The sequence below is a fragment of the Planctomycetota bacterium genome (genome assembly GCA_016235865.1).
Taxonomy (GTDB): domain Bacteria; phylum Planctomycetota; class MHYJ01; order JACQXL01; family JACQXL01; genus JACRIK01.
Genome location: JACRIK010000033.1, coordinates 70,103 through 90,510 on the forward strand (window position 1 = coordinate 70,103; position 20,408 = coordinate 90,510).

General features: G+C 51.2%; 16 protein-coding genes. 12 read left to right on the plus strand and 4 right to left on the minus strand.

Features of this window, described 5'->3' with window-relative positions; genetic code table 11:
* Positions 1-527: 527 nt before the first annotated feature.
* Positions 528-1,331: an Hsp70 family protein gene (locus HZA49_10755; protein MBI5779914.1), complete on the minus strand. Its 804-nt coding sequence runs from the start codon at positions 1,329-1,331 to the stop codon at positions 528-530.
* 213 nt (positions 1,332-1,544) lie between these two features.
* On the opposite strand from HZA49_10755, the gene HZA49_10760 reads away from it, so the two are divergent.
* Together HZA49_10760 and HZA49_10765 are read left to right on the plus strand one after the other, a co-directional pair.
* On the plus strand, positions 1,545-1,979 hold the full coding sequence (locus tag HZA49_10760) for a hypothetical protein (protein MBI5779915.1): 435 nt from the start codon (positions 1,545-1,547) through the stop codon (positions 1,977-1,979).
* Between the two features lie 597 nt (positions 1,980-2,576).
* A complete protein-coding gene (locus HZA49_10765; protein MBI5779916.1) occupies positions 2,577-3,416 on the plus strand; it encodes a hypothetical protein in 840 nt (279 codons plus the stop codon).
* Positions 3,417-3,502: 86 nt separating this feature from the next.
* Here the strand turns inward: HZA49_10765 and dnaK are convergent, their stop codons facing one another.
* From dnaK to HZA49_10780, 3 genes are all read right to left on the minus strand, one after another.
* Positions 3,503-5,482, minus strand: a complete 1,980-nt coding sequence (gene dnaK, locus HZA49_10770; protein MBI5779917.1) for a molecular chaperone DnaK — start codon at positions 5,480-5,482, stop codon at positions 3,503-3,505.
* Between the two features lie 274 nt (positions 5,483-5,756).
* Positions 5,757-6,248: a HEAT repeat domain-containing protein gene (locus tag HZA49_10775; protein MBI5779918.1), complete on the minus strand. Its 492-nt coding sequence runs from the start codon at positions 6,246-6,248 to the stop codon at positions 5,757-5,759.
* A gap of 43 nt (positions 6,249-6,291) precedes the next feature.
* The gene (locus HZA49_10780; protein ID MBI5779919.1) at positions 6,292-10,002 is read right to left on the minus strand and encodes a M20/M25/M40 family metallo-hydrolase; all 3,711 of its coding nucleotides are present in this window, start codon (positions 10,000-10,002) and stop codon (positions 6,292-6,294) included.
* Positions 10,003-10,207: 205 nt separating this feature from the next.
* Here HZA49_10780 and HZA49_10785 point away from each other — a divergent pair, with 205 nt between their 5' ends.
* The 10 genes from HZA49_10785 (at position 10,208) to HZA49_10830 (ending at position 20,385) form a co-directional block, all read left to right on the plus strand.
* On the plus strand, positions 10,208-10,771 hold the full coding sequence (locus tag HZA49_10785) for an SIS domain-containing protein (protein MBI5779920.1): 564 nt from the start codon (positions 10,208-10,210) through the stop codon (positions 10,769-10,771).
* A 62-nt stretch (positions 10,772-10,833) separates the two neighbouring features.
* A complete protein-coding gene (plsY, locus tag HZA49_10790) occupies positions 10,834-11,547 on the plus strand; it encodes a glycerol-3-phosphate 1-O-acyltransferase PlsY (GenBank protein MBI5779921.1) in 714 nt (237 codons plus the stop codon).
* A 102-nt stretch (positions 11,548-11,649) separates the two neighbouring features.
* Complete coding sequence (locus tag HZA49_10795; protein MBI5779922.1) at positions 11,650-12,645, plus strand: NAD(P)H-dependent glycerol-3-phosphate dehydrogenase; 996 nt, start codon at positions 11,650-11,652, stop codon at positions 12,643-12,645.
* A gap of 3 nt (positions 12,646-12,648) precedes the next feature.
* Positions 12,649-13,305, plus strand: coding sequence for a 2-C-methyl-D-erythritol 4-phosphate cytidylyltransferase (gene ispD / locus HZA49_10800; GenBank protein MBI5779923.1), 657 nt, complete (start codon positions 12,649-12,651; stop codon positions 13,303-13,305).
* A 32-nt stretch (positions 13,306-13,337) separates the two neighbouring features.
* The gene (gene nadD, locus HZA49_10805) at positions 13,338-13,946 is read left to right on the plus strand and encodes a nicotinate (nicotinamide) nucleotide adenylyltransferase (protein ID MBI5779924.1); all 609 of its coding nucleotides are present in this window, start codon (positions 13,338-13,340) and stop codon (positions 13,944-13,946) included.
* A gap of 139 nt (positions 13,947-14,085) precedes the next feature.
* On the plus strand, positions 14,086-14,847 hold the full coding sequence (locus HZA49_10810; GenBank protein MBI5779925.1) for an ABC transporter permease: 762 nt from the start codon (positions 14,086-14,088) through the stop codon (positions 14,845-14,847).
* Positions 14,848-14,917: 70 nt separating this feature from the next.
* Entirely contained in the window at positions 14,918-16,738 is a 1,821-nt protein-coding gene (locus HZA49_10815; GenBank protein MBI5779926.1) for a TIGR03960 family B12-binding radical SAM protein, read from the plus strand.
* Between the two features lie 63 nt (positions 16,739-16,801).
* Positions 16,802-17,497, plus strand: a complete 696-nt coding sequence (locus HZA49_10820) for a hypothetical protein (protein ID MBI5779927.1) — start codon at positions 16,802-16,804, stop codon at positions 17,495-17,497.
* 558 nt (positions 17,498-18,055) lie between these two features.
* Positions 18,056-19,378 (plus strand): tRNA (N(6)-L-threonylcarbamoyladenosine(37)-C(2))-methylthiotransferase MtaB, encoded by a 1,323-nt coding sequence (mtaB, locus tag HZA49_10825; protein MBI5779928.1) that lies wholly within the window; start codon positions 18,056-18,058, stop codon positions 19,376-19,378.
* A complete protein-coding gene (locus HZA49_10830) occupies positions 19,351-20,385 on the plus strand; it encodes a bifunctional oligoribonuclease/PAP phosphatase NrnA (GenBank protein ID MBI5779929.1) in 1,035 nt (344 codons plus the stop codon). The genes mtaB and HZA49_10830 overlap by 28 nt, the downstream gene beginning before the upstream one ends.
* Positions 20,386-20,408 lie beyond the last annotated feature (23 nt).

The window sequence follows — 20,408 nt, forward strand, 5'->3', positions numbered from 1 at the left end:
AGATTTCCTGCCTACCGGCAGGCAGGCCGCCTTAGGGATGAAAGTTTTCGCCCAAGGATGAATGACTCAGACCAAGGGATGAAAGAGTCATCCCCAGGGATGAATGACTCAGCCCAAGGGATGAACGGCTCAGACCAGGGTCTGATTGGGTCAGACCAGGGTCTGATTGGGTCAGACCAGGGTCTGATTGGGTCAGACCAGGGTCTGATTGGGTCAGACCAAGGTCTGATTGGGTCAGACCAAGGGATGACCGGGCCAGACCCAGGGATGAAAAGTTCCGCCCCGGGGGTTGATTATTAGTATAACTGCTTTATTTTATTGGGTTGTAGTTAATTTACCCTTCGCCCTGCCCTCTCACGTCCCGAAGTTATCGGGACTTCGCTTCGGCTCCGCAAGGGGAGAGGAAATTAACGACCTAAAGGTCGTTGTCTACCGGGATTGGTAGACAACGCAATTTATTACGTTGTCAGGGAATAAAAAATCCCCCCATCCCTCCGTACGGAGGGAAAGGGGGATTAGAAAGATGCTTATTTATCCTTGGTCTCGAATTCGGCGTCTATGATGTTGTCGCCGTCCTTGCCTTTGCCTTTTTCACCACTGGGCGGTTGCTCCTGCTGAGGGGGTTCTTGGGTTCCCGACATATCGTCGGGACTACGCTCGCCTTGGAAAGAGCTCGCTCCGCCTGCCTGACCGCCGGTCTGTTTGTTGGCCTGTTCATACAATTTCTGAGCCAGGGTATGGCTGGATTTGGTTAGTTCCTCCATAGCGCTTTTGATTTCGGCTACGTCTTCCTTTTCCTTGGCTTTCTTGAGCCGCTCCAGCGCGGAGTTAATCTTGCCTTTTTCGTCCGGAGTGACTTTGTCGCCTAATTCGGCTACGGTATTTTCCGAGGAGTAGATTAACTGGTCGGCCTGGTTGCGCGCCTCGGCCAGCGATTTCCGCTGCTTGTCGTTCTCGGCATATTGTCCGGCGTCCTTGACCATCCGTTCCACCTCGTCCTTGGCCAGTCCTGAAGACGCCTGGATAACGATGGACTGCTTTTTGTTGGTGGCCTTATCAAGCGCCGCGACATTGAGTATGCCGTTGGCGTCTATGTCAAATGTTACCTCGATTTGTGGCACGCCGCGCCGCGCGGCCGGAATCCCGGCCAGGCGGAACTTGCCCAGGGTCCGGTTGTCGGACGCCATCTCGCGTTCGCCCTGGAGGATGTGGATTTCCACCTCGGTCTGGCTGTCGGCCGCGGTGGAGAATATCTCTTTCTTGCTGGTCGGAATCGTGGTATTGCGGGGTAATCCGGGGACACGTACCAATTTCTGACCAATCCGCAGTATTTTTCAAATCCAGCTTGACTAAACCATAATAATAGTTATATTATATTGGGAGAGGGATTTACTAATTAATCCTTGACTGTTTATAAAACAAGCCCCCGCCGTAAGCGGGGGCCTAACTCGCTGTCCCTTGCGGGATTCTATTATAATGGAGTCCCGTAGGGATAACGCCCCCGACTCCATCTGGGGACTAACAGCGAGTAAGAAAGGCATTTTATGGCCTACAAATCATTCAAGAGCAAGCAACGTTGGGAGGCATTCGGCGACAAGCCCGTTATCAGTATCCTTTCCACCGGTCTCATCTGCCTTAACAAGGTTTGTTACGATACATACATCAAGCCGACCAACTGCGGCTATGTGAAACTTTATTATAACCCGGACGAGAAAAAGATTGCTTTTGAGATGCGCCCGGCCAAGGCATACGGCGAGCCGGTATTCCTGGTTACGATGGCCAAGACCGGACCCATCGCCATCGTCAATGCCAGGTCGTTCCTGAAGCAGTGTGGCATAAAATATAATGAAAAATCCAGGTCTTATTTGGTCTACCCTGTCCCCCTGCCTGAAGCTGCATCGGGATATAAGCGCAAGTGGAGCGAGATACCCAGAGGCATTGAGATTCGCCTTACTGATGAGTATAGTAGTCCGGAATAAAAAATTCGTAAGGGTGGATATACCAAGATAGAGCGTAGCCTCCCGTCAGGGACAAGACGGTATGAGTATAGACACAAGACAGTATAGGTATAGACCAAAGACGTTAGGGGGATAGACCAAAGGCAATAGGGGTGTAGAGCAAAGGCAGTATAGGGATAGGTCAAAGGCAGTATGGGTGTAGGCCAAAGGCAGTATGGGGACAGGCCAAAGGCAGTATAGGGATAGGCCAAAGGCAATATGGATGTAGAGCAAAGGTAGTATAGGGATAGAGCAAAGGCAGTATGGGGATAGACCAAAGGCAGTATAGGGACAGGCCAAAGGCAATATGGGTATAGACCAAAGACGGTAGGGGTATAGAGCAAAGGGAGTATAGGGATAGAGCAAAGACAGTATGGGGATAGACCAAAGGTGGTATAGGGATAGGTCAAAGGCAGTATGGGGATAGACCAAAGGCAGTATAGGGGCAGGCCAAAGGTAATATGGGTATAGACCAAAGACGGTAGGGGTATAGAGCAAAGGGAGTATGGGGTGAGGTGGGAGAGGGGGGTAGGATAACTCCTGTTTTGCCTAACCCTATAATTTACAGGAGATATAAAAATGGGGCAAATTAAGTTTAAAACCAGCTTGGTTGCGCCGTATTTTACCGAGGCGCCTTCGGAAATCAAGGAGAACTGGCTGAAAAAGATGATAGCGAATAGGCAAAAGACCTTTCGCGGTCTGAAAAAGGCCATCAAGACCCAAAAGGATTTTAAGGAAAAGATTGCCAAACCGGCCCAGAAAGGGATTGCCTCTTTCATTAATCCGGAATATATTACCAGGGGCGGCCGGAGTTACCAGAATATAATGGACAAGACCAAAGATAGTTTTGGCCGGTCTGTAAAGCACTATTTCCAAAAACGGAAAGACGCCTTTGAGAGCGGGAAATATGAGGAGAAGTTGGAATCCGGTCAAAATGAATATGCCCGTCAGTGGTGCAGATACCTTGGACCGCTTAGGGGCTATAAGAAAGATAACATATTAGGGCTTCCCGCAATGGCCATAATGGCCCTGACCGGAGCGAAAGGCCTTGTGTCTTACCTGAGAGAACGAAAGGTTCAAGTGGATGGCGAATCGGTAAATATCATCACCCCTGAGAAACTCAACCAATTCAAGCGTCGGCTGAACGGCCGGATTGTCCATTGGGGCAGTGAGATAATCACCTTGGACTATGAAGTCACGGTCATCACGCGGGCCAATGAGGAATTAAATGAATTGGTTAACGAATATCGCCGCCCCGAAATTGCGACGTTCAGTCCTGCGGGCGCTTCGTCCCGATTAGGTCGGGATTCCGCTGTCGCTTCACATATCGACTTTATAATAGAAAAGATTCCGAATCCGGCCAAGCCGGGTGAACGGATAAAACAATTGGGATTGGATATCAGTATAGTTGTGGAATAATGGGACGCCCCGATGTAGTATCGGGACGTCCCTTAATAATCATATCCGCCAGAGGCGGATCTAATAGTCCCGCCTGAAGCGGGACTCTAAGATTTATCCTTGGTCTCGAATTCGGCGTCTATGATATTGTCGCCTTCCTTGCCTTTACCCTTTTCGCCACTGGGCGGTTGCTGTTGAGGTGGCTCTTGTCCCTGCTCAAATCCGCCACCCATCGGCCCGCCGGCATCTGGGCCAGCGCCGGGTCCTGCCTGGCCGCCGGTCTGTTTGTTGGCCTGTTCGTATAACTTTTGAGCCAGGGTATGGCTGGATTTGGTCAGTTCTTCCATAGCGCTTTTGATTTCGGCCACGTCGTCTTTTTCCTTGGCTTTCTTTAACCGTTCCAGCGCGGAGTTAATCTTGCCTTTTTCGTCCGGGGTGACCTTGTCGCCTAATTCAGTCACGGTATTTTCCGAGGAGTAGATTAACTGGTCGGCCTGGTTGCGCGCCTCGGCCAGCGATTTCCGCTGCTTGTCCTGTTCGGCGTATTGCCCGGCGTCCTTGACCATCCGTTCCACCTCTTCCTTGGCCAGTCCGGAAGACGCCTGGATGACGATGGACTGCTTTTTGTTGGTGGCCTTATCAAGCGCCGCGACATTGAGTATGCCGTTAGCGTCAATGTCAAATGTTACCTCGATTTGGGGCACGCCGCGCCGCGCGGCCGGAATCCCGGCCAGGCGGAACTTGCCCAGGGTCCGGTTATCGGATGCCATCTCGCGTTCGCCCTGGAGGATGTGGATTTCCACCTCGGTCTGGCTGTCGGCCGCGGTGGAGAATATCTCTTTCTTGCTGGTCGGAATCGTGGTATTGCGGGTGATTAACGGGGTCCGGATGCCGCCCATGGTTTCTATACCTAAGGTCAGGGGCGTCACGTCCAGGAGCAGGATGTCCTTGATGTCGCCTTTCAAGACCGCGCCCTGGATAGCCGCGCCCACCGCCACCACCTCGTCAGGATTGACCGAGCGATTGGGTTCTTTCTTGAAGTATTCTTTGACCAGTTCCTGGACGCGCGGGATTCTGGTTGAGCCGCCCACCAGGACCACCTCGTCCAGTTCTTCGGGCTTGAGTTTGGCGTCGGCCAGCGCCTGCTTGCACGGCGCCAGCGACGAGACCAGCAGGTCTTCGATGAGTTGCTCCAGCTTGGCCCGGGTAATGGTCAGCTGGAGATGTTTCGGGCCGGTGCTGTCAGCCGTGATAAAGGGCAGGTTGACCTCGGTCTGGACCGAGGATGACAGTTCGCACTTGGCGCGTTCGCAGGCCTCTTTCAGGCGCTGTAATGCCATCTGGTCTTTGCGCAGGTCAATGCCTTCCTTTTTCTTGAATTCGTCAGCCACGAAATTAATCAGGCGCTGGTCAAAATCATCGCCGCCCAGATGGGTATTGCCGTTGGTGGACAGGACCTCGACCACGCCGTCGCCCACTTCCAGGACTGAGACGTCGAAGGTGCCGCCGCCCAAATCATAGACGGCCACCTTTTCGTTCTTCTTCTTATCCAATCCGTAGGCCAGTGCCGCGGCGGTCGGCTCGTTGATGATGCGCTTGACGTCCAGGCCGGCGATTTTTCCGGCGTCCTTGGTGGCCTGGCGCTGTGAGTCGTTGAAATATGCCGGCACGGTAATGACCGCGTCAGTCACCTTTTCGCCCAGGTATGCCTCGGCGGTTTCTTTGAGTTTCTGGAGAATCATGGCCGAGATTTCCGGCGGCGAATACTGCTTGCCCCGGGCCTCCACCTTGACCATTTCATCGCCTGAGCCGACCACCTTGTAGGGAACCATCTTTTCCTCCTGGGCTACTTCGGAGCGCCGGCGGCCCATAAAGCGCTTGATGGAATAGACGGTATTGGCCGGGTTGGTGATGGCCTGGCGCTTGGCTAATTGTCCGACCAGCCGTTCGCCCTTGTCCGTGAATGCCACGATGGACGGGGTCAGCCGTCCGCCTTCGGCGTTGGTGATGACGGTGGTCTCGTTGCCTTCGCGCACGGCCACGACTGATAAAGTGGTGCCCAAATCAATGCCTATAGTTTTTCCCATATAAAACTCCTTTTTAGAGCCAGTTAAACAGACAGACACGAAGTGGCTGTATGTTGTTACTGGGTCTTATCCCGATGAGTCCCACAGGGACGACATCGGGGCTTTCCTTTATCTAACCATAATATACATTATTCCGCCTAACTCTCCTTGACTTAGGTCAAGGGACACGCAATTTTACCGGTTCCGCAATCAATGAGTATATATTAAGTGCGCGGGTTTGTCAAGTAAAAATGAAACCGCAGATGAACACAGATAAACACGGATAATCAGCGTTCTATTTCTTTTCTTTCGCCTTATTAATTTCCTCTTCCGGCACGCCGAGTTTCCTTAATGCTTTCTCGGCGGCTTCATATACATCGTTGCCTTTATAATCAAGAAACTTCTTTATCTCAGGGATGGATTTCTTATCTCCCAATTTAGCAAGCGCAGTAATAGCAGCTTTACAGCAAATTGGGTTTTGACCAGTAAGAAATTTTCGTATTTCCGGGATAGATTCTTTGTCTTCTAAATTGCCGAGAGCAGATATGCATGCACTTTGTAACACTACTTCGTCATCGTGAAGCAATTTACGGATTTCCGGGATAGATTCTTTGTCGCCAGATTCTCCAAGGATAAGGACATTATGATAACAGACACGTTTATCTTTATTATGAAGTTCATGACGTGTATAATAAATAGAATTACGGTACCAGACGAATCCGGTTATGGCGATTACGACAAGAGTAATCTCGCCTATCAAAATAATCCATTTGGTTCGTGTGGTCATATTTTAATCTGCGTAATCTGTGCAATCTGTGGTTTCCGACTACCTATTTCCCACCCGGACGGCCGCCTGGATGCCCGCCGCCCATGCCTCCACCCATTCCACCCATGCCGGACGGGAACGGGACTTCCACTTCCTTGGGCAAAGGGAATGTTATGCTGGAATTGGCAATATCCAGCAGGGCTGCGGATACCAGATTGATGGCGTTATCAATCTTCTCGATGTCGAGCTTGTCGGCCGTGTCGTTGACAGTATGCTGTTCCATAAAACGGCTGGAGGTGAAGTTGAGGGACGGTATCTTCTCCTCGTAAAATGAATAATAGTCCGAGCCGAACTTGAAGGTGAATTCGATATTATCCTTGAGGGTCAGGGGTAGTCTGGATTGGCCATTGGCTTTTTTAATGACATCGTAGATCTCAGGATTTCTCAGCACGCCCATGACAGTAAGTTCGGTCGGATTGCCCCGGCCGAGCATATCCATATTTAACATAGCAATGGTCTTGGACGGCGCGGTATTGTGTTTAGCATAGTATCTGGAGCCAAAGAGCCCCATTTCCTCGGCGCCGAATGCCACGAATACGATATTGCGTTTGGGTTTTATGCCGGAGCGGGCCAGGGTCTCGGCAATGGACAGCAGTCCGGCCACGCCTGAGGCGTTATCATTGGCGCCCGGGAAATATTTACCGTCTGCGGTTGAACCGAGATGGTCATAATGCGCGCCCAGGACCACGCTGGCCAGCAGTTCGCCCTTGAGCGTTGCAACTACATTATATGTAGTGCAGTCTTTGGCCCAGGTGGTATCAGTGGTGATGCCAACTGTGGCCGGCGCGGCCAGCAGTTCCTTGGCCACCTCTTCGGTTACTACCACGGCCGGCAATATGGGGTCGGTAGCGACTCTTGATTGCCCGCCCAGGATAACGAAACGCAGGGTCAGATTGGATGCCGCGGCCTCCGGCGACCTGAGCCGTTTCTGGATGGCCTCGGACGGGAATTCCTGCCAGACCGCGCTGTCGTCTGCCAGGCCCTTGGCTGAAACAACGACGATGCCCTTGGCGCCGCGGTTCTTGGCGTTGGCGGCCTTGAGGATTGATGACGAGTATTTGGCGGCGGTGATAGTGCCTGAGACAACCAGTTGGACCAGCGGCTCGGGCAGTCCGGCCTTGACCACGACTATCTTGTCCCTGACGTCAATGCCTTTGTAGTCGTCATATTTGAATTCTTCGGCGGTGACGCCGTAGCCGGCCGCCACCAGCGCGCCGTTGACTTCGCCGTTAGCGCTTAAATTAAGGGGCAGGAAATCCTTGCCCAGGGTGTACGGCTTGATTTCCCATTTGTCGGTTGGCTTCATCCCCAAGGCGGTCTTCTGGCCCAGTTTCTGCATCTGGATATCAAAGGGCTGGAGTTCGGTGGCCAAGCCGTATTTCCGAAATTCAGCGGCGATGTATTCAGCCGCGGCCTTGTCGCCTTCAGCGCCGGCAGCCCGGCCGGCTAACGCCGGAGATGCCAGAAAGGCGCAGTGTTTCCGGATGGCATCCAAGCGGGGGTTTTGGGCCGGCGCCGGAGTGGGCGCTGCCTGGGTAATCTGGTCGCCGGTAAAGCTGTATTCCAGCGAGTTGAACGGGGCATTGAAATCGCCCTTGCGGATCATCTGGCCCTGCTCAAAGATGATATAGTTGTCCCAGCGGTAGAAGAATATGACCCGGGCCGGCCGCTCGGACGCCTGCTGGGACAGGCCCATAAAAAGGGTGATGTATTTCTTGCTGTTATACGGGCTCCAGCACGAGGCCATGACCGCCTGGCCGGGCGAGTTATAGGTGGTGTTGTTGATGACGAAGCCGTCCTTCATCAGTTTGAAATTATCGGGCTTGAACCTGGCCTCGTTCATCAACTGGGCCGCGGCCAGATTGATGGCCGGCGAGCCGAGAATCATGAGCGAATTATTATTTAGGTCGGCCTGGACGAACTCGCTGTCCGCCTTCATGGCCGCTTTTTGGTTTCCGGCTACCCGTTCGGCCACCTTTTTATAGAGGGCGTTTTCCTCGGGCGTTCCGGCCGAGGGATAAACCACCAGGAGATTCTTGTCGCCCATGGTGGCGCCCAGGCAGGGCCAGAGTTCCTTGTCCTTGAGCCGGCGGAAGATGTTGTAGTCCGGGTCAACGGCCAGTGACAGCGGTTTACCGGACTTGACCTCGATGGTCTTTGGGTCTACGAGGTTGGACACCTCGACGATACTTTCTTCCTTGCCCTGGTCAGTAGTGACGACCACCGGCAGCATTATTTTGAATGGCGGGACCGTATTCTGCCTGATGGTAAATGAGACATTCTGTTTGTCGAGTGATACATTTTCCAGTGCCAGGTCCGGGATGCCGGTCCGGTCCAGCCACTGGTCAAAGAACCACTGGAGTTTCTGGCCCGAGGTCTTTTCAAAGGCGAACTGGAAATCCTCCCAGTTGGCTTTGTTGCCGCCTTTTTCCTTGATGACCAGGCGCAGGGCATCGACGAACGCCTTATCGCCCATCATCTTCCGGAGCATATGGAACATGGCCGATGGCTTGCCGTAGCCGATTTCGTTGTCGATTTCGGCCTGCTTGCCCACGAAGGTCCGGACCGGCTTGTCATTGCCTTCGTTGACAAAGGCCGAGAACTTGACGCAGTTAATCCGGCGGTAATTCAGGGCGTCAACCGGGGTTTTCTTGAGTTCCAGGAAATAATAATTGGAGCAGTAGGTGGTCAGGCCCTCGCACCAGTTGCCGCGCGATTCGTCGACATTGACGTAGTTGCCCCACCAGCAGTGCATTATTTCGTGGCCCAGCCCGCCTTCGTTGGCGTGCCGGCCCATCATGATTACATCCGTGCCGAGCAGGGTATATGAAGGCATGCCGTAGCCGGTGGTGAAGAAATTCTCCACGATGGAGAAGGACTTGAATGGATAGGGCGTGAGAAAGGTCGGGAAGAGCGCCAGGAAATTCTTGGCCGCCTCGATATGCGCCTGGGCAAACTGCTGGGAGTCCTTGTAGAAATAAGACGCCACCCGGATGCCGTTGAACTGTTCCGCGGTGATGACGTATTTTCCGGCTACTAAAGTGTAGCTGTCAAACAGGATATCGCTGGTCCAGGTGGTCCTGACCTGGTTGCCCACGACCGTGCGGGCCTTTAATTCGTTCTGGCCGACTACCTCCCATCCGGCCGGGGTGAGCGTGGTGACCTCAAAGCGAATCATCGGACTGGACGGGACTCTGGGATACCAGCCGGAGCCGTGGTGCAGATACACGCCTTCCTCGGAGATGATGCCTGAGGTCCGGCCGCCGGCCACAAAGCCCAGGGTCTTTTCAGTTTCGGGCTTGTCGTATATCTTGCCTTCGTATGAGGCGATGAGCGTGAACTTGTCCGGGGTTTGGGTGCTGGCCAGCGGCAGGGAGAAATTATATGATTGCAGGCCTTCTGATTTGCCTTTGGTGAATTTGACGGGTTTGGATGTTTTGCCGTCGCTTAATGCCAGCGATTTCAGTTCCAGTCCCGGATGCAGGGCGAAAAAGAAATTGCCTACCTTGGGCGGCACACCCTGTTTCTCAACCGTTGCTTCCAGGGTATCGGTGGCCGTGATATAATGGATGGTCGGGTCGAGTTCAGCCGTAATCTTGTGGCCTGTGATATTAAGCGGCTCCGGGGCTGACGATGGCGTGCCGGCCATACCTGAGGATTGGCAGCCGCAGATTACACAGATTAATACCAGGGAATAAAGTAGTACTTGTTTCATAGTTAAGGCCTTTCTATATTAATAATATGAGGTTAGAAATAGTTCTTTTACCTCTCCGGACAGGGTGAGTCAAGCAAATAATGTAATGATTAAATTGACCTCGTCGGGGATTTAAGGTATTTATTTTTAACCACGAGATTAACACGAGATTCCACAAGATAATAAGTAATAATCTGTGAAATCTGTGGCTAAAGAGGATGAGTATATGAATAAAGAGATTATCAGCCGGATAATAGAATCAGCCGAGGCCAAGTACCTGATGCTCAACCAGGCCGAGGTGATTGCCAAAATAGCGGATAAGGTTATCAGCGCGCTCAAGAAGGGCAACAAGGTGGTGCTGTTCGGCAACGGCGGCAGCGCCTCGGACAGCCAGCATCTGGCGGCTGAAATCGTGGGCTGTTTTACCAGGCGTAGCCGCCGGCCATTGCCGGCCATTGCCTTGACTGCCAATACATCCAATCTGACCGCCATCGGGAATGACTATGGGTTTGAGAATGTATTCAGCCGGCAGGTTGAGGCGCTGGTTAATCGGGGTGATGTGGTGCTGGCGTTTTCCACCAGCGGGAATTCGGTTAACGTGATAAAGGGCGTTCAGGCCGCGCGTAAGAAGGGCGCTTATGTTATCGGCTTTACCGGCCATAAGAAGAATAAACTAAAGTCGTCCGTGGATTTATGTTTCTCGGCCCCGGCTGATACCTCAGGCCGGATTCAGGAATGCCATATTACCGCCGGGCATATTGTGTGCGAGATGGTGGATAGGGCGTTTTAAACCACAGATAGATTCGCTGTGCTCACTACAAGTTTGCACAGATTGACACAGATTAAATACGAATGATTTACTATTACATTATTTGCGCTGTTGTCGGGTATCTGATTGGCTCAATTCCTTTCGGTTATATCATTGTCAAACTCAGGAAAGGCATAGACATTCGCACTGTCGGCAGCGGGAATATTGGGGCAACTAATGTTGTAAGGATTGCTGGATTACCTTGGGGCATACTTTGCTTTTTGTTAGATGCAGCCAAGGGGTTTTTGCCTACACTGTATGTTATTTATAACTTAACTTGTTCACCGCGAGCGGAAATCGTCGTGACCCATGGTGATTTCGGTGGTTGCACCGTAATAGAAATGACAAGCGGGGCAATAATAGGATTAAGCCTTATTATCGGACACCTTTTCCCTGTTTATATCCGTTTTAGAGGGGGCAAGGGAGTGGCCACAGCGCTTGGGGTGTTTTTAGCGCTTACACCTGAAGCAACAATTGTTTCATTTATTATTTGGTTGGTATTATTTTCGTTATTTCGTTATGTTTCTGTTGCGTCAATTATGGCTGCGGTCTCATTGCCAATAAGTTTTGGATGGATAACACAAAGTAAATATCCCATAAGGAGTATATGGGAATATTATTATGGATTATTTATTGTTTGTATCATTGTTGCCATATTAGTTATTATCAAACATATTCCCAACATCAAGCGGTTGATTAAGGGAACGGAGCCGAAAGTTCGCCTGTGGGGGCGAAAAGCGGAGGAGAAGTTACAATAGGTTACAGCGTCCTGCGGACTGTTACAAGAGGTTACAGGAAGTTGCTTTTAGTAACCCTTTGTAACCTATTATTGTAACCTCGTGTAACTATTTGTAACATTTATGAGAATTCTTGTACTCGGCGATGGCGGTTGGGGCACGGCATTAGCTCTAGTCCTGCATCACAATGGGCACCAGGTCACGCTCTGGAGCAAATTCCCGGAATACGCGCAGTATATAAACCGGAAACGGGAAAACACCAAGTTTCTGCCCGGTATCAAACTCCCGCCAGCAATTACTGTTACTTCAGAACTCGTAATTCATAATTCAGAATTGATTGTCATGGCGGTTCCGACCCAATTCTGCCGTTCAGTGCTTAAGGATGTAAAATTCCGCATTCCGCACTCCGCATTCCGAATTCCAATTGTTTCCGTAGCCAAAGGCATAGAGCAGACAACCCTCAAACGTCCGAGCCAGATTATCAAAGAGGTGCTGGATTATCCCAATGATAAGATTGCGGTCCTGTCCGGCCCGAGCCATGCCGAGGAGGTGGCGCGCCAGAAACCGGCCAGCGTGGTGGTGGCATCAAGCAATAAGAAATTAGCCCGCGATTTGCAGGCCATCTTCAGCAACGAGTATTTCCGGGTCTATACCCAGGATGACGTGGTCGGGGTGGAGACGGCCGCGGCGGTTAAGAATATCATTGCCATTGCCGCCGGTATCTGCGACGGCCTGGGCTTGGGGGATAATGCCAAGTCCGCTTTATTGACCCGGGGCATGGTCGAGATTTCCCGGTTAGGCGAGGCGCTGGGCGGAAACAAGAAGACATTCTTCGGGCTGGCTGGCATCGGCGATTTGATTACCACCTGTATCTCGCCGCACGGCCGGAACCGGGCGGTCGGTGTGCGTATCGGTAAAGGCGAGACCCTGAAACAGATATTGAAGTCAATGCAACAGGTGGCTGAAGGCGTCTGGACCACCAAGGCCGTAATTAATTTGGTCAAGAAGTATAAAGTAGAAATGCCGATTACACAGGAAGTGTATAATATTTTGTTTAAGAACAAAAGTCCTATTAAAGCGGTGTATAGCTTAATGACCCGTAAACCCAAGGGGGAGTGATGGATGAAAGATATTTCCGTAATTATCGTAGCCGCCGGTGAGAGCAAGCGGATGGGTATGGGAATCCGAAAGCCATATCTGACGCTTAAAGGAAAACCGGTGCTGCGTCATAGTATTGATGTCTTCAGGGGTATCTCGGCTGTAAAAGAGATCATTATTGCCGTAAATCCCAGAGATACCCAGATAACGGAAAATATTATCAGGAGGTTTAAGGAGGTAAGAACGGTGGCCGGCGGGGCGCGCAGGGTTGATTCGGTATTTAACGCCCTGATGGCGACCGATAACCAGAGCCGGATGGTCCTGGTGCACGACGCGGCCCGTCCTTTTGTCAGCCGCCGGGATGTGCTAAGATTGATTAACCAGGTGCGCCGGAGCGGAGCGGCCATATTGGCTGTGCCGGTAAAAGACACTATAAAGAGGACGAAAGAACTAAAGAACCTTATTATAAAAGAAACCGTAACACCGAGGGAATCATTATGGGCGGCGCAGACGCCACAGGGATTCAGGCGGGATTGGTTGGTCAGGGCCTATCAGGACAGGGGAGTTAATGTGACGGATGACGCGTCCCTGGTGGAGAGAATGGGATTGCCGGTACGCATTGTCCGCGGGTCGGAAGCCAATATCAAGATTACGACTAAGGCGGATATACGTGGTAAGTAGACAATAAACAGTTGTCAGTAGACAGCTATAAGATGAAGAAGATAATCATATTCGGCGGGACGTTTAACCCGATACATAATGGACATCTGCGCATGGCCCGGGTACTCCGGAGTAAATTCAGGCCCGATAAAATTCTTTTTATTCCCTGCCACATCCCGTATCACAAGAATTATCAGGGATTGGCTGATCCGAAACACCGGCTGGCGATGGCTCGACTGGCTATTGCCGGAATGCCCGGCTTAGCGACCTCGGATATGGATATAAAAAGGGGCGGACGGACATTTTCCATTGATACCGTTAAGGCGCTGAAGCGGAAATACAAAGCCGGGACGGAATTATATTTCGTCATCGGTGCTGATTCGCTGATTGACCTGTCGCGCTGGTATAAGATAAAAGAACTGAGCCGGCTGTGCAGGTTTATCACCATAGCCCGGACCGGGTTTGATTCCGGCAAACTAATCAAGGGATTGCCGTTTCCGAAGGATGTGATTGATGAAATGAAGCGGTTATATCAGTCAAGCCCGAGGATAAATATTTCCTCAACCCGGATCAGGGCCAATATCAGGGCCGGAAAACCGATAAAATCTCTTGTCCCCAGGGCAGTGGAGAGTTATATTAGAAACTACGGTTTATATAAGTAAGTCTCATTGTGTCATTCCCGTGACCCCTAACGGGATTCTTATTAATGAGAGTTCCGTAGGAAAAACGGGAATCTAGGTTTTCCAACGATGTTCTGGATTCCCGCCTACGCGGGAATGACATATAAGTGTGTTAAGTATTATGAATATTCTTTTTACCAGCATGGCCAAGGACTTTTTCTCGAGTATCGGCCGGCATCTGGTCCTGCTGGGCGATACGGCCAGGTCATACCGTTACATCGGCAAGCGGAAGTCCGCCATCCTGGCCGAGGTAGAGCGGGGCGTCTTCGGTTCGTTCCCGGTGGTGATGATAGTCGGCGTCTTTACCGGCATGGTCCTGGCGTTCCAGTCCGGCAAGGAGCTGGCTGATTACGGGCAGGAGTCGTCTATCGGCGCGCTGGTGGCGGTGACCATGTGCCGCGAGATGGGACCGGTCATGACGGCCTATATCCTGGCCGGATTGATCGGCTCGACCATTGCCGCGGAACTGGGCACCATGAAGGTCTCCGAAGAAGTGGATGCACTGTCGGTCATGTCTGTTGACCCGGTTAATTACCTGGCCCTGCCCCGGATTATTGCATTGGCCATCATCAGCCCGATTCTGACCATTTACACCAATATCATCGGCATATTGGGCGGGGCAGTGATTGGAAGACTGAAACTGGAGATTAGTTTTCCGTTTTATTTCCGCCGGGCCATGGAAAGCCTGGAGATGATTGATATTTACAGCGGGTTATTCAAGGCATTCATATTCGGGCTGACCATCGCGATAGTCGGCTGCGTCCAGGGGCTGAATGCCGAGAACGGCGCGGCCGGCGTGGGCAAGTCCACCATGAAATCCGTGGTTATCTCCTTCGTCTCAATATTGATATTGGATTTCCTGCTGACCTGGATGTTTTACTAAGCATAGAGCAAAGGGCGTGTAGCATAGAGTTACTATACGCTCTACGCTCTACGCTCTACGCTTATTTATTATGTCTAACAATCTCTGGCCTCAAATTGAATCCATCCTTCTCCAGATTACCAATCCATCCCAATACACCGGCGGGGAGTTTAATAGCGTAACCAAGGACCACAATTCGGTTGATGTCAGGATAGCCCTGGCATTTCCGGATAAATACCAAATCGGAATGTCGCACTGGGGCCTGCAGGTGCTCTACGGGCTGGTTAACAGCCGGACCGATGCCCTGGCCGAGCGCGCCTTTGCACCGCAACTGGATATGGAGCAGATGATGCGGGCCAAAGGCATACCGCTGTTCACATTGGAGAGCCACACGGCGGTCAAGGATTTTGATATCTTCGCGCTCTCGCTCCAGTATGAACTGGTCTATACCAATGTCCTGAATATGCTCGACCTGGCCGGGATTCCTCTGGAGCGGACTAAACGTGATGACTCGCATCCGCTGGTTATTGCCGGCGGTCCGTCTGTATTCAACCCTGAGCCGATGGCGGATTTCATTGATATATTCGTAATCGGCGATGGCGAAGAGGTACTGGTTAAGATAGTAGATGAGTTCAAGAAGTGCAAGGCGGAAAAACTCGGGCGCACGGAGACAATTAAGCGTTTGGCGCAGAATGTGCCGTCTGTATATGCGCCGGCATTGCATGAAGTCACATACAATTCTGACCAAACCATAAAAGCCATAACACCGTTTGCGGTTATTCCCAAAGCCACGGTGGCAAACCTGGATGAGGCGTTTTATCCGATTGCGCCGATTGTCCCGTTCGGAGACGCCATCCATAACCGCATCAATCTGGAGATAATGCGGGGCTGTCCGCATTCCTGCCGGTTTTGCGTCTCCAGCGTGATTAAATCGCCTTTGCGCTTTCGTTCGGTCTTCAAACTCCTGGAACTGGCCGAGCGGATATACCGTAACACCGGCTATGATGAAATCTCCCTGTTGTCGCTGTCCAGCGGCGACCATCCGGATATAGACGAACTAATCCTGCGCCTGACCAGCCGGTTCAAGAGCAAGCGGGTGGGGCTGTCCCTGCCGTCCCTGCGGGTGGATGAGCGGTTGATGAATTTACCAGCGGTCTTGAATGCGGTGCGCAAATCAGGGTTTACCATGGCGCCCGAGGCCGGGACCGACAAACTGCGCGCCATTATTAGCAAGGACATCAAGGACAAAGACCTTTATGAAGCGGTCCGGGCGGCATATAAAAACGGCTGGCGGCTGGTGAAACTATATTTTATGGTCGGACTGCCCGGCGAGACCATGGACGATATCAAGGCCATTGCCAATATGATACGGCAGGCATCGCAAATCGGCCGGGAATTCCATAAACAACCGGGTAATATTAATGTAACGATTTCGCCATTTGTGCCCAAGCCCCACACGCCGTTCCAGTGGGCCGGGATGGACAGCATAGAAACCCTGCGGGCAAAGCAGGCATTTCTCAGAGACCAATTAAGGTCCAGGCATATCAAGGTCAAGTTCCATCCGCCGGAACGCAGTTTTATTGAATCAATCTTCTCGCGCGGTGACCGGCGATTAGGCCGATTGCTTATCAATGCCTTTAAGCAGGGGTGCAAGTTTGACGCCTGGGACGAGCACTTTGAATTCTCCAAATGGCTCAAGGCGATAGAACAAAGCCAAAAAGAACTGGAGGGATTTAGCCAGCGGAGCGTGAGCGAAGTCCCGATGGATATCGGGAAATTCTATGCCATTCGCAAGAGAGACATTTCAGAGGTCTTGCCCTGGGATATGATAGATGGCGGACTGAGCAAGGAGCATCTCAAACAAGATATGGCTTCTGTGACCCAGGCCGTTGGTGCGCCGATATCTGAATAGTAGTTATAGGTGAAAAGGGAATTAAGTGTGGAGTGTTCCCCGAATAGAGAGAATATTTTGCATATGAAGTTCTTTATCACTTTGTTTTTATGTTTAAGCTTATCTGGTTGCACAAGTACTTTAGTAGGGGGTGGTATACCAACTATAATAGTTCCATATATGGCAGCGGCTATTGACGGTCGGTTAGATAGTTCTTCATCTAAAGAAGGAATATTTCTGAAAGTCACATCGACTAATACTAAAGGTTGGGATACCACTTCTTTTAAATTCTATGATTCGGCGACATCACAAAAGATAAACTATGGAGAAGGGCAAAAAGAAGATTATGAAATTGGATTTATTAATAGTAAAATGTATGACGGGTGGTCATTTGCATTCTCTAAAGGGCAATATGATGCTACAGTTAACGGTATAAAAGACCGGCTAACCGAAAGGCAGTATTACATTAATCATACCTATCTTTTTAAGGAGGAATTGTATGGTATTCAGCCGTTCATTAAAGCAGGATTTGGGATAATGCATCAGGACTTCAATAATTTAGATTTAGGTCGAACAGATTATCCCGGGTCTAATGCTGGAGCGTTGCTTAATGGCGCCCTTGGTCTTAGAATCTCTGTTTACAAGGAAATATTCTTATCAATTGGCGGTCAATGGGAACGGTTTGCTGTTGGGGAGGGGGACCCCACGGGATGGTGGGAGCGTAACGATGATGTAACGCATCGTTTCAACTCGTTTATTTCTATTTCGGGAGGACTTTGACCGAGTTTGGGGGACAGCATACTTTATAATCGGGGGGATGCCCTCCAGAGGTGGGCAAGCGATACCGCCCTTAAACAGGCGGTGGGCCTGCCTGCCGGTAGGCAGGTAGCCACCGAATTGCACTAACCCTGCCCTCTGGCGGGAATATCGGGGGATGTTCTGCTAACTCCCCAAAAGTTTCCGGAGTGTCCACGGATGGTTCGGGGACATCCACGGATGGTCGGGGGACGTCCACGGATGGTTCGGGGGCGTCCACGGATGGTTCGGGGGCGTCCACGGATGGTTCGGGGGCGTCCACGGATGGTCGGGGGCGTCCACGGATGTTCGGGGGCGTCCACGGATGGTCGGGGGCGTCCACGGATGTTCCGGGGACATACGGCAAAGTCATGGGAATGTTCGCCAAACATAGATAGAATAAGTGGTTATAAGAGATTGCCACGCCCTACGGGTTCGCTGGATGCGGTCCCTTCGGGCTCGCAATGACTGTCATTGCGAGGAGTCCCAGCGGAACGACGAAGCAATCTACTTTAATAAGAGATATTTTAGGGGTTAGAGTATATGCTTAATTGTGTTAGTATAGGTTGCAAGGTCAATCAGGCGGAGATGGCGGAGATAAAGGACGGCCCAGCCCTGGCCCCGAAATTATCGGGACTTCGTTGCGACTCCGCACGCACGGGCTGGGTGAATGTCTGCGTGTTGAATACCTGCGCTGTGACTGCCACGGCTGAGGCCAAGTCCCGCAAACTTATCCGCCGGCTCATTCGTCAGAATCCCAATTCCCGGCTGATTGTTACCGGATGCCTGGCCCAGGCCAAGCCGGAGGAGGTTAAACGGTTGATACGGAAAGATGATGTGGTGATTGGTAATAAAGATAAAGTACGCATACCGGAGATGGTTTTGCAACTTAAGAACCCCGCATCAGGGTGCGGGGTAAACTCCAGAACTGAAAAACTAAAGAACAGTTCTTTAGTTCTTGAGTCCTTTAGTCATTCAGTGTGCGCCGAAAGGCGCACCAGGGCTTTTGTAAAGATTCAGGATGGGTGTAATAATTTCTGTTCATATTGCATCGTGCCGTTCCTGCGTTCGGAAATGTGGTCCAAGCCGCTAAATACAGTTGATAAGGAGATAAGGGAATTGGTTAATAAGGGTTATCAGGAAGTAGTTCTGACCGGGATTAACTTAGGCAAGTATGATGATTTAACGGGGTTGCTAAAGAGATTGCTCAAGATTAAAGAACTTAAGCGGCTTCGGCTGAGTTCCATTGAGTTAGAGGATGTCAGCGATGAGCTGATTGATTTGATAGCCGAAAATCCCGTTATTTGTCCGCATCTGCATATCCCGTTGCAGAGCGGGAGCGACCGAATTCTTAAATTAATGAAGCGGCATTATACTTCCGGGGATTTTATAAAGCGGATTAATCTGCTCAAGCGCCGGATAGCGAATCCGGCTATTACCACGGATATAATAGTAGGATTCCCAAGCGAAACCGATGATGATTTCCGGCAGACCCTGGCGGTCTGCAAGGAGGTAGGTTTCAGCAAGATACACATATTCCCGTTCAGTCCGCGTCAGGGTACGGCGGCTTTTGGGATGACGGATAATGTCAAGTCCGATATAATAAAAAAGCGTTTTAATATTCTCAATAATCTTGCCAGCGAATTATCTTTAAAGTATAAACAACTCTTTATCAATAAAGAGGTTGAGGTCCTGACCGAAGATTCAAATGAAGGTTTTACTGACAGGTATATTAAAGTCAGTATCAAACCAAGCGGAGAGATAAAGCCCAACCAGATAGTTAAGGTTAAGATAACCGGAATTAAACCGGATTGGGTGAGCGGAATTCGGAGTGCGGAATGCAGAATGCGGAGTGGGAATCAGTGAATAATTATAAAACTGTTATAAGCAAGATTCTGGGCGTGGTAAAGAAGCACCGGCGGTTCCTGATTACCGGGCATGCCCGGCCGGACGGCGATTGCCTGGGTTCGGAACTGGCTATCGCCCGGATGCTTACCCGGATGGGCAAATCAGCGCATGTAATTAATTACGGTTCGATCTCCCGGGAATTATTCTTTATGCCCGGGGTAAAGCAGGTCAGGTTCTATCGCAAAGGCGATAGGTTACCGGATGATATAGAGGTTGCTTTTGTCATTGATTCCGGGGGCTTAAGCCGGCTGGAGGAACTGGAACCGGCTGTCCGCCGGATGCTGGCAGCAAAGAGCAAGCCCTTCCTGATTAACATTGACCACCATCCCTCCAACGGAGATTTCGGGGACATTAACTGGGTTAACGCGAAAAGTTCTTCGGTAGGCGAGATGATATATTTGCTGATTAAACAGAGCGGCGTAAAGATGGACAAGGATATCGCCACCAATCTCTATGTTTCGCTGGATACCGATACCGGGCATTTCTGTTTTGAGACCACCACGCCGATGAGCCATCAGATAGCCGCCGACCTGATAGAAAAAGGCGTTAAGGTTCGGGATATTTACCGGAAGATTTACGAGGACAAGACCATCGGCGAGATGAGATTGTTTGTTGAATGCCTGAGACAAACCAAGCTGGCGTTTAACGGCCGAATTGCCTGGAGCGTGCTGACCCGGCAGATGTACCGGAAATTCGGAGCCACGCCGACCGATTCCCAGAACTATCTGTCTACCATCAGGGCCATCGAGGGCGTCAAGGTGGCTCTGCTGTTCAAGGAAACCGAGCAGAATCCGCTGTCCATCAAGGTGAGCATCCGGACGGACCGTCCGATAGATGCGGATGGATTGGTTAAGGCGCTGGGCGGCGGCGGCCATCACCGGGCGGCCGGCGTGACCATGAAGCCGCCGGTGCAGCAGGCGTGCCGGCAACTGATTAAACATATAGCCGGGCTGATAAAAAGTTAGTTTTTGCTTGACCCGGTTAGAAA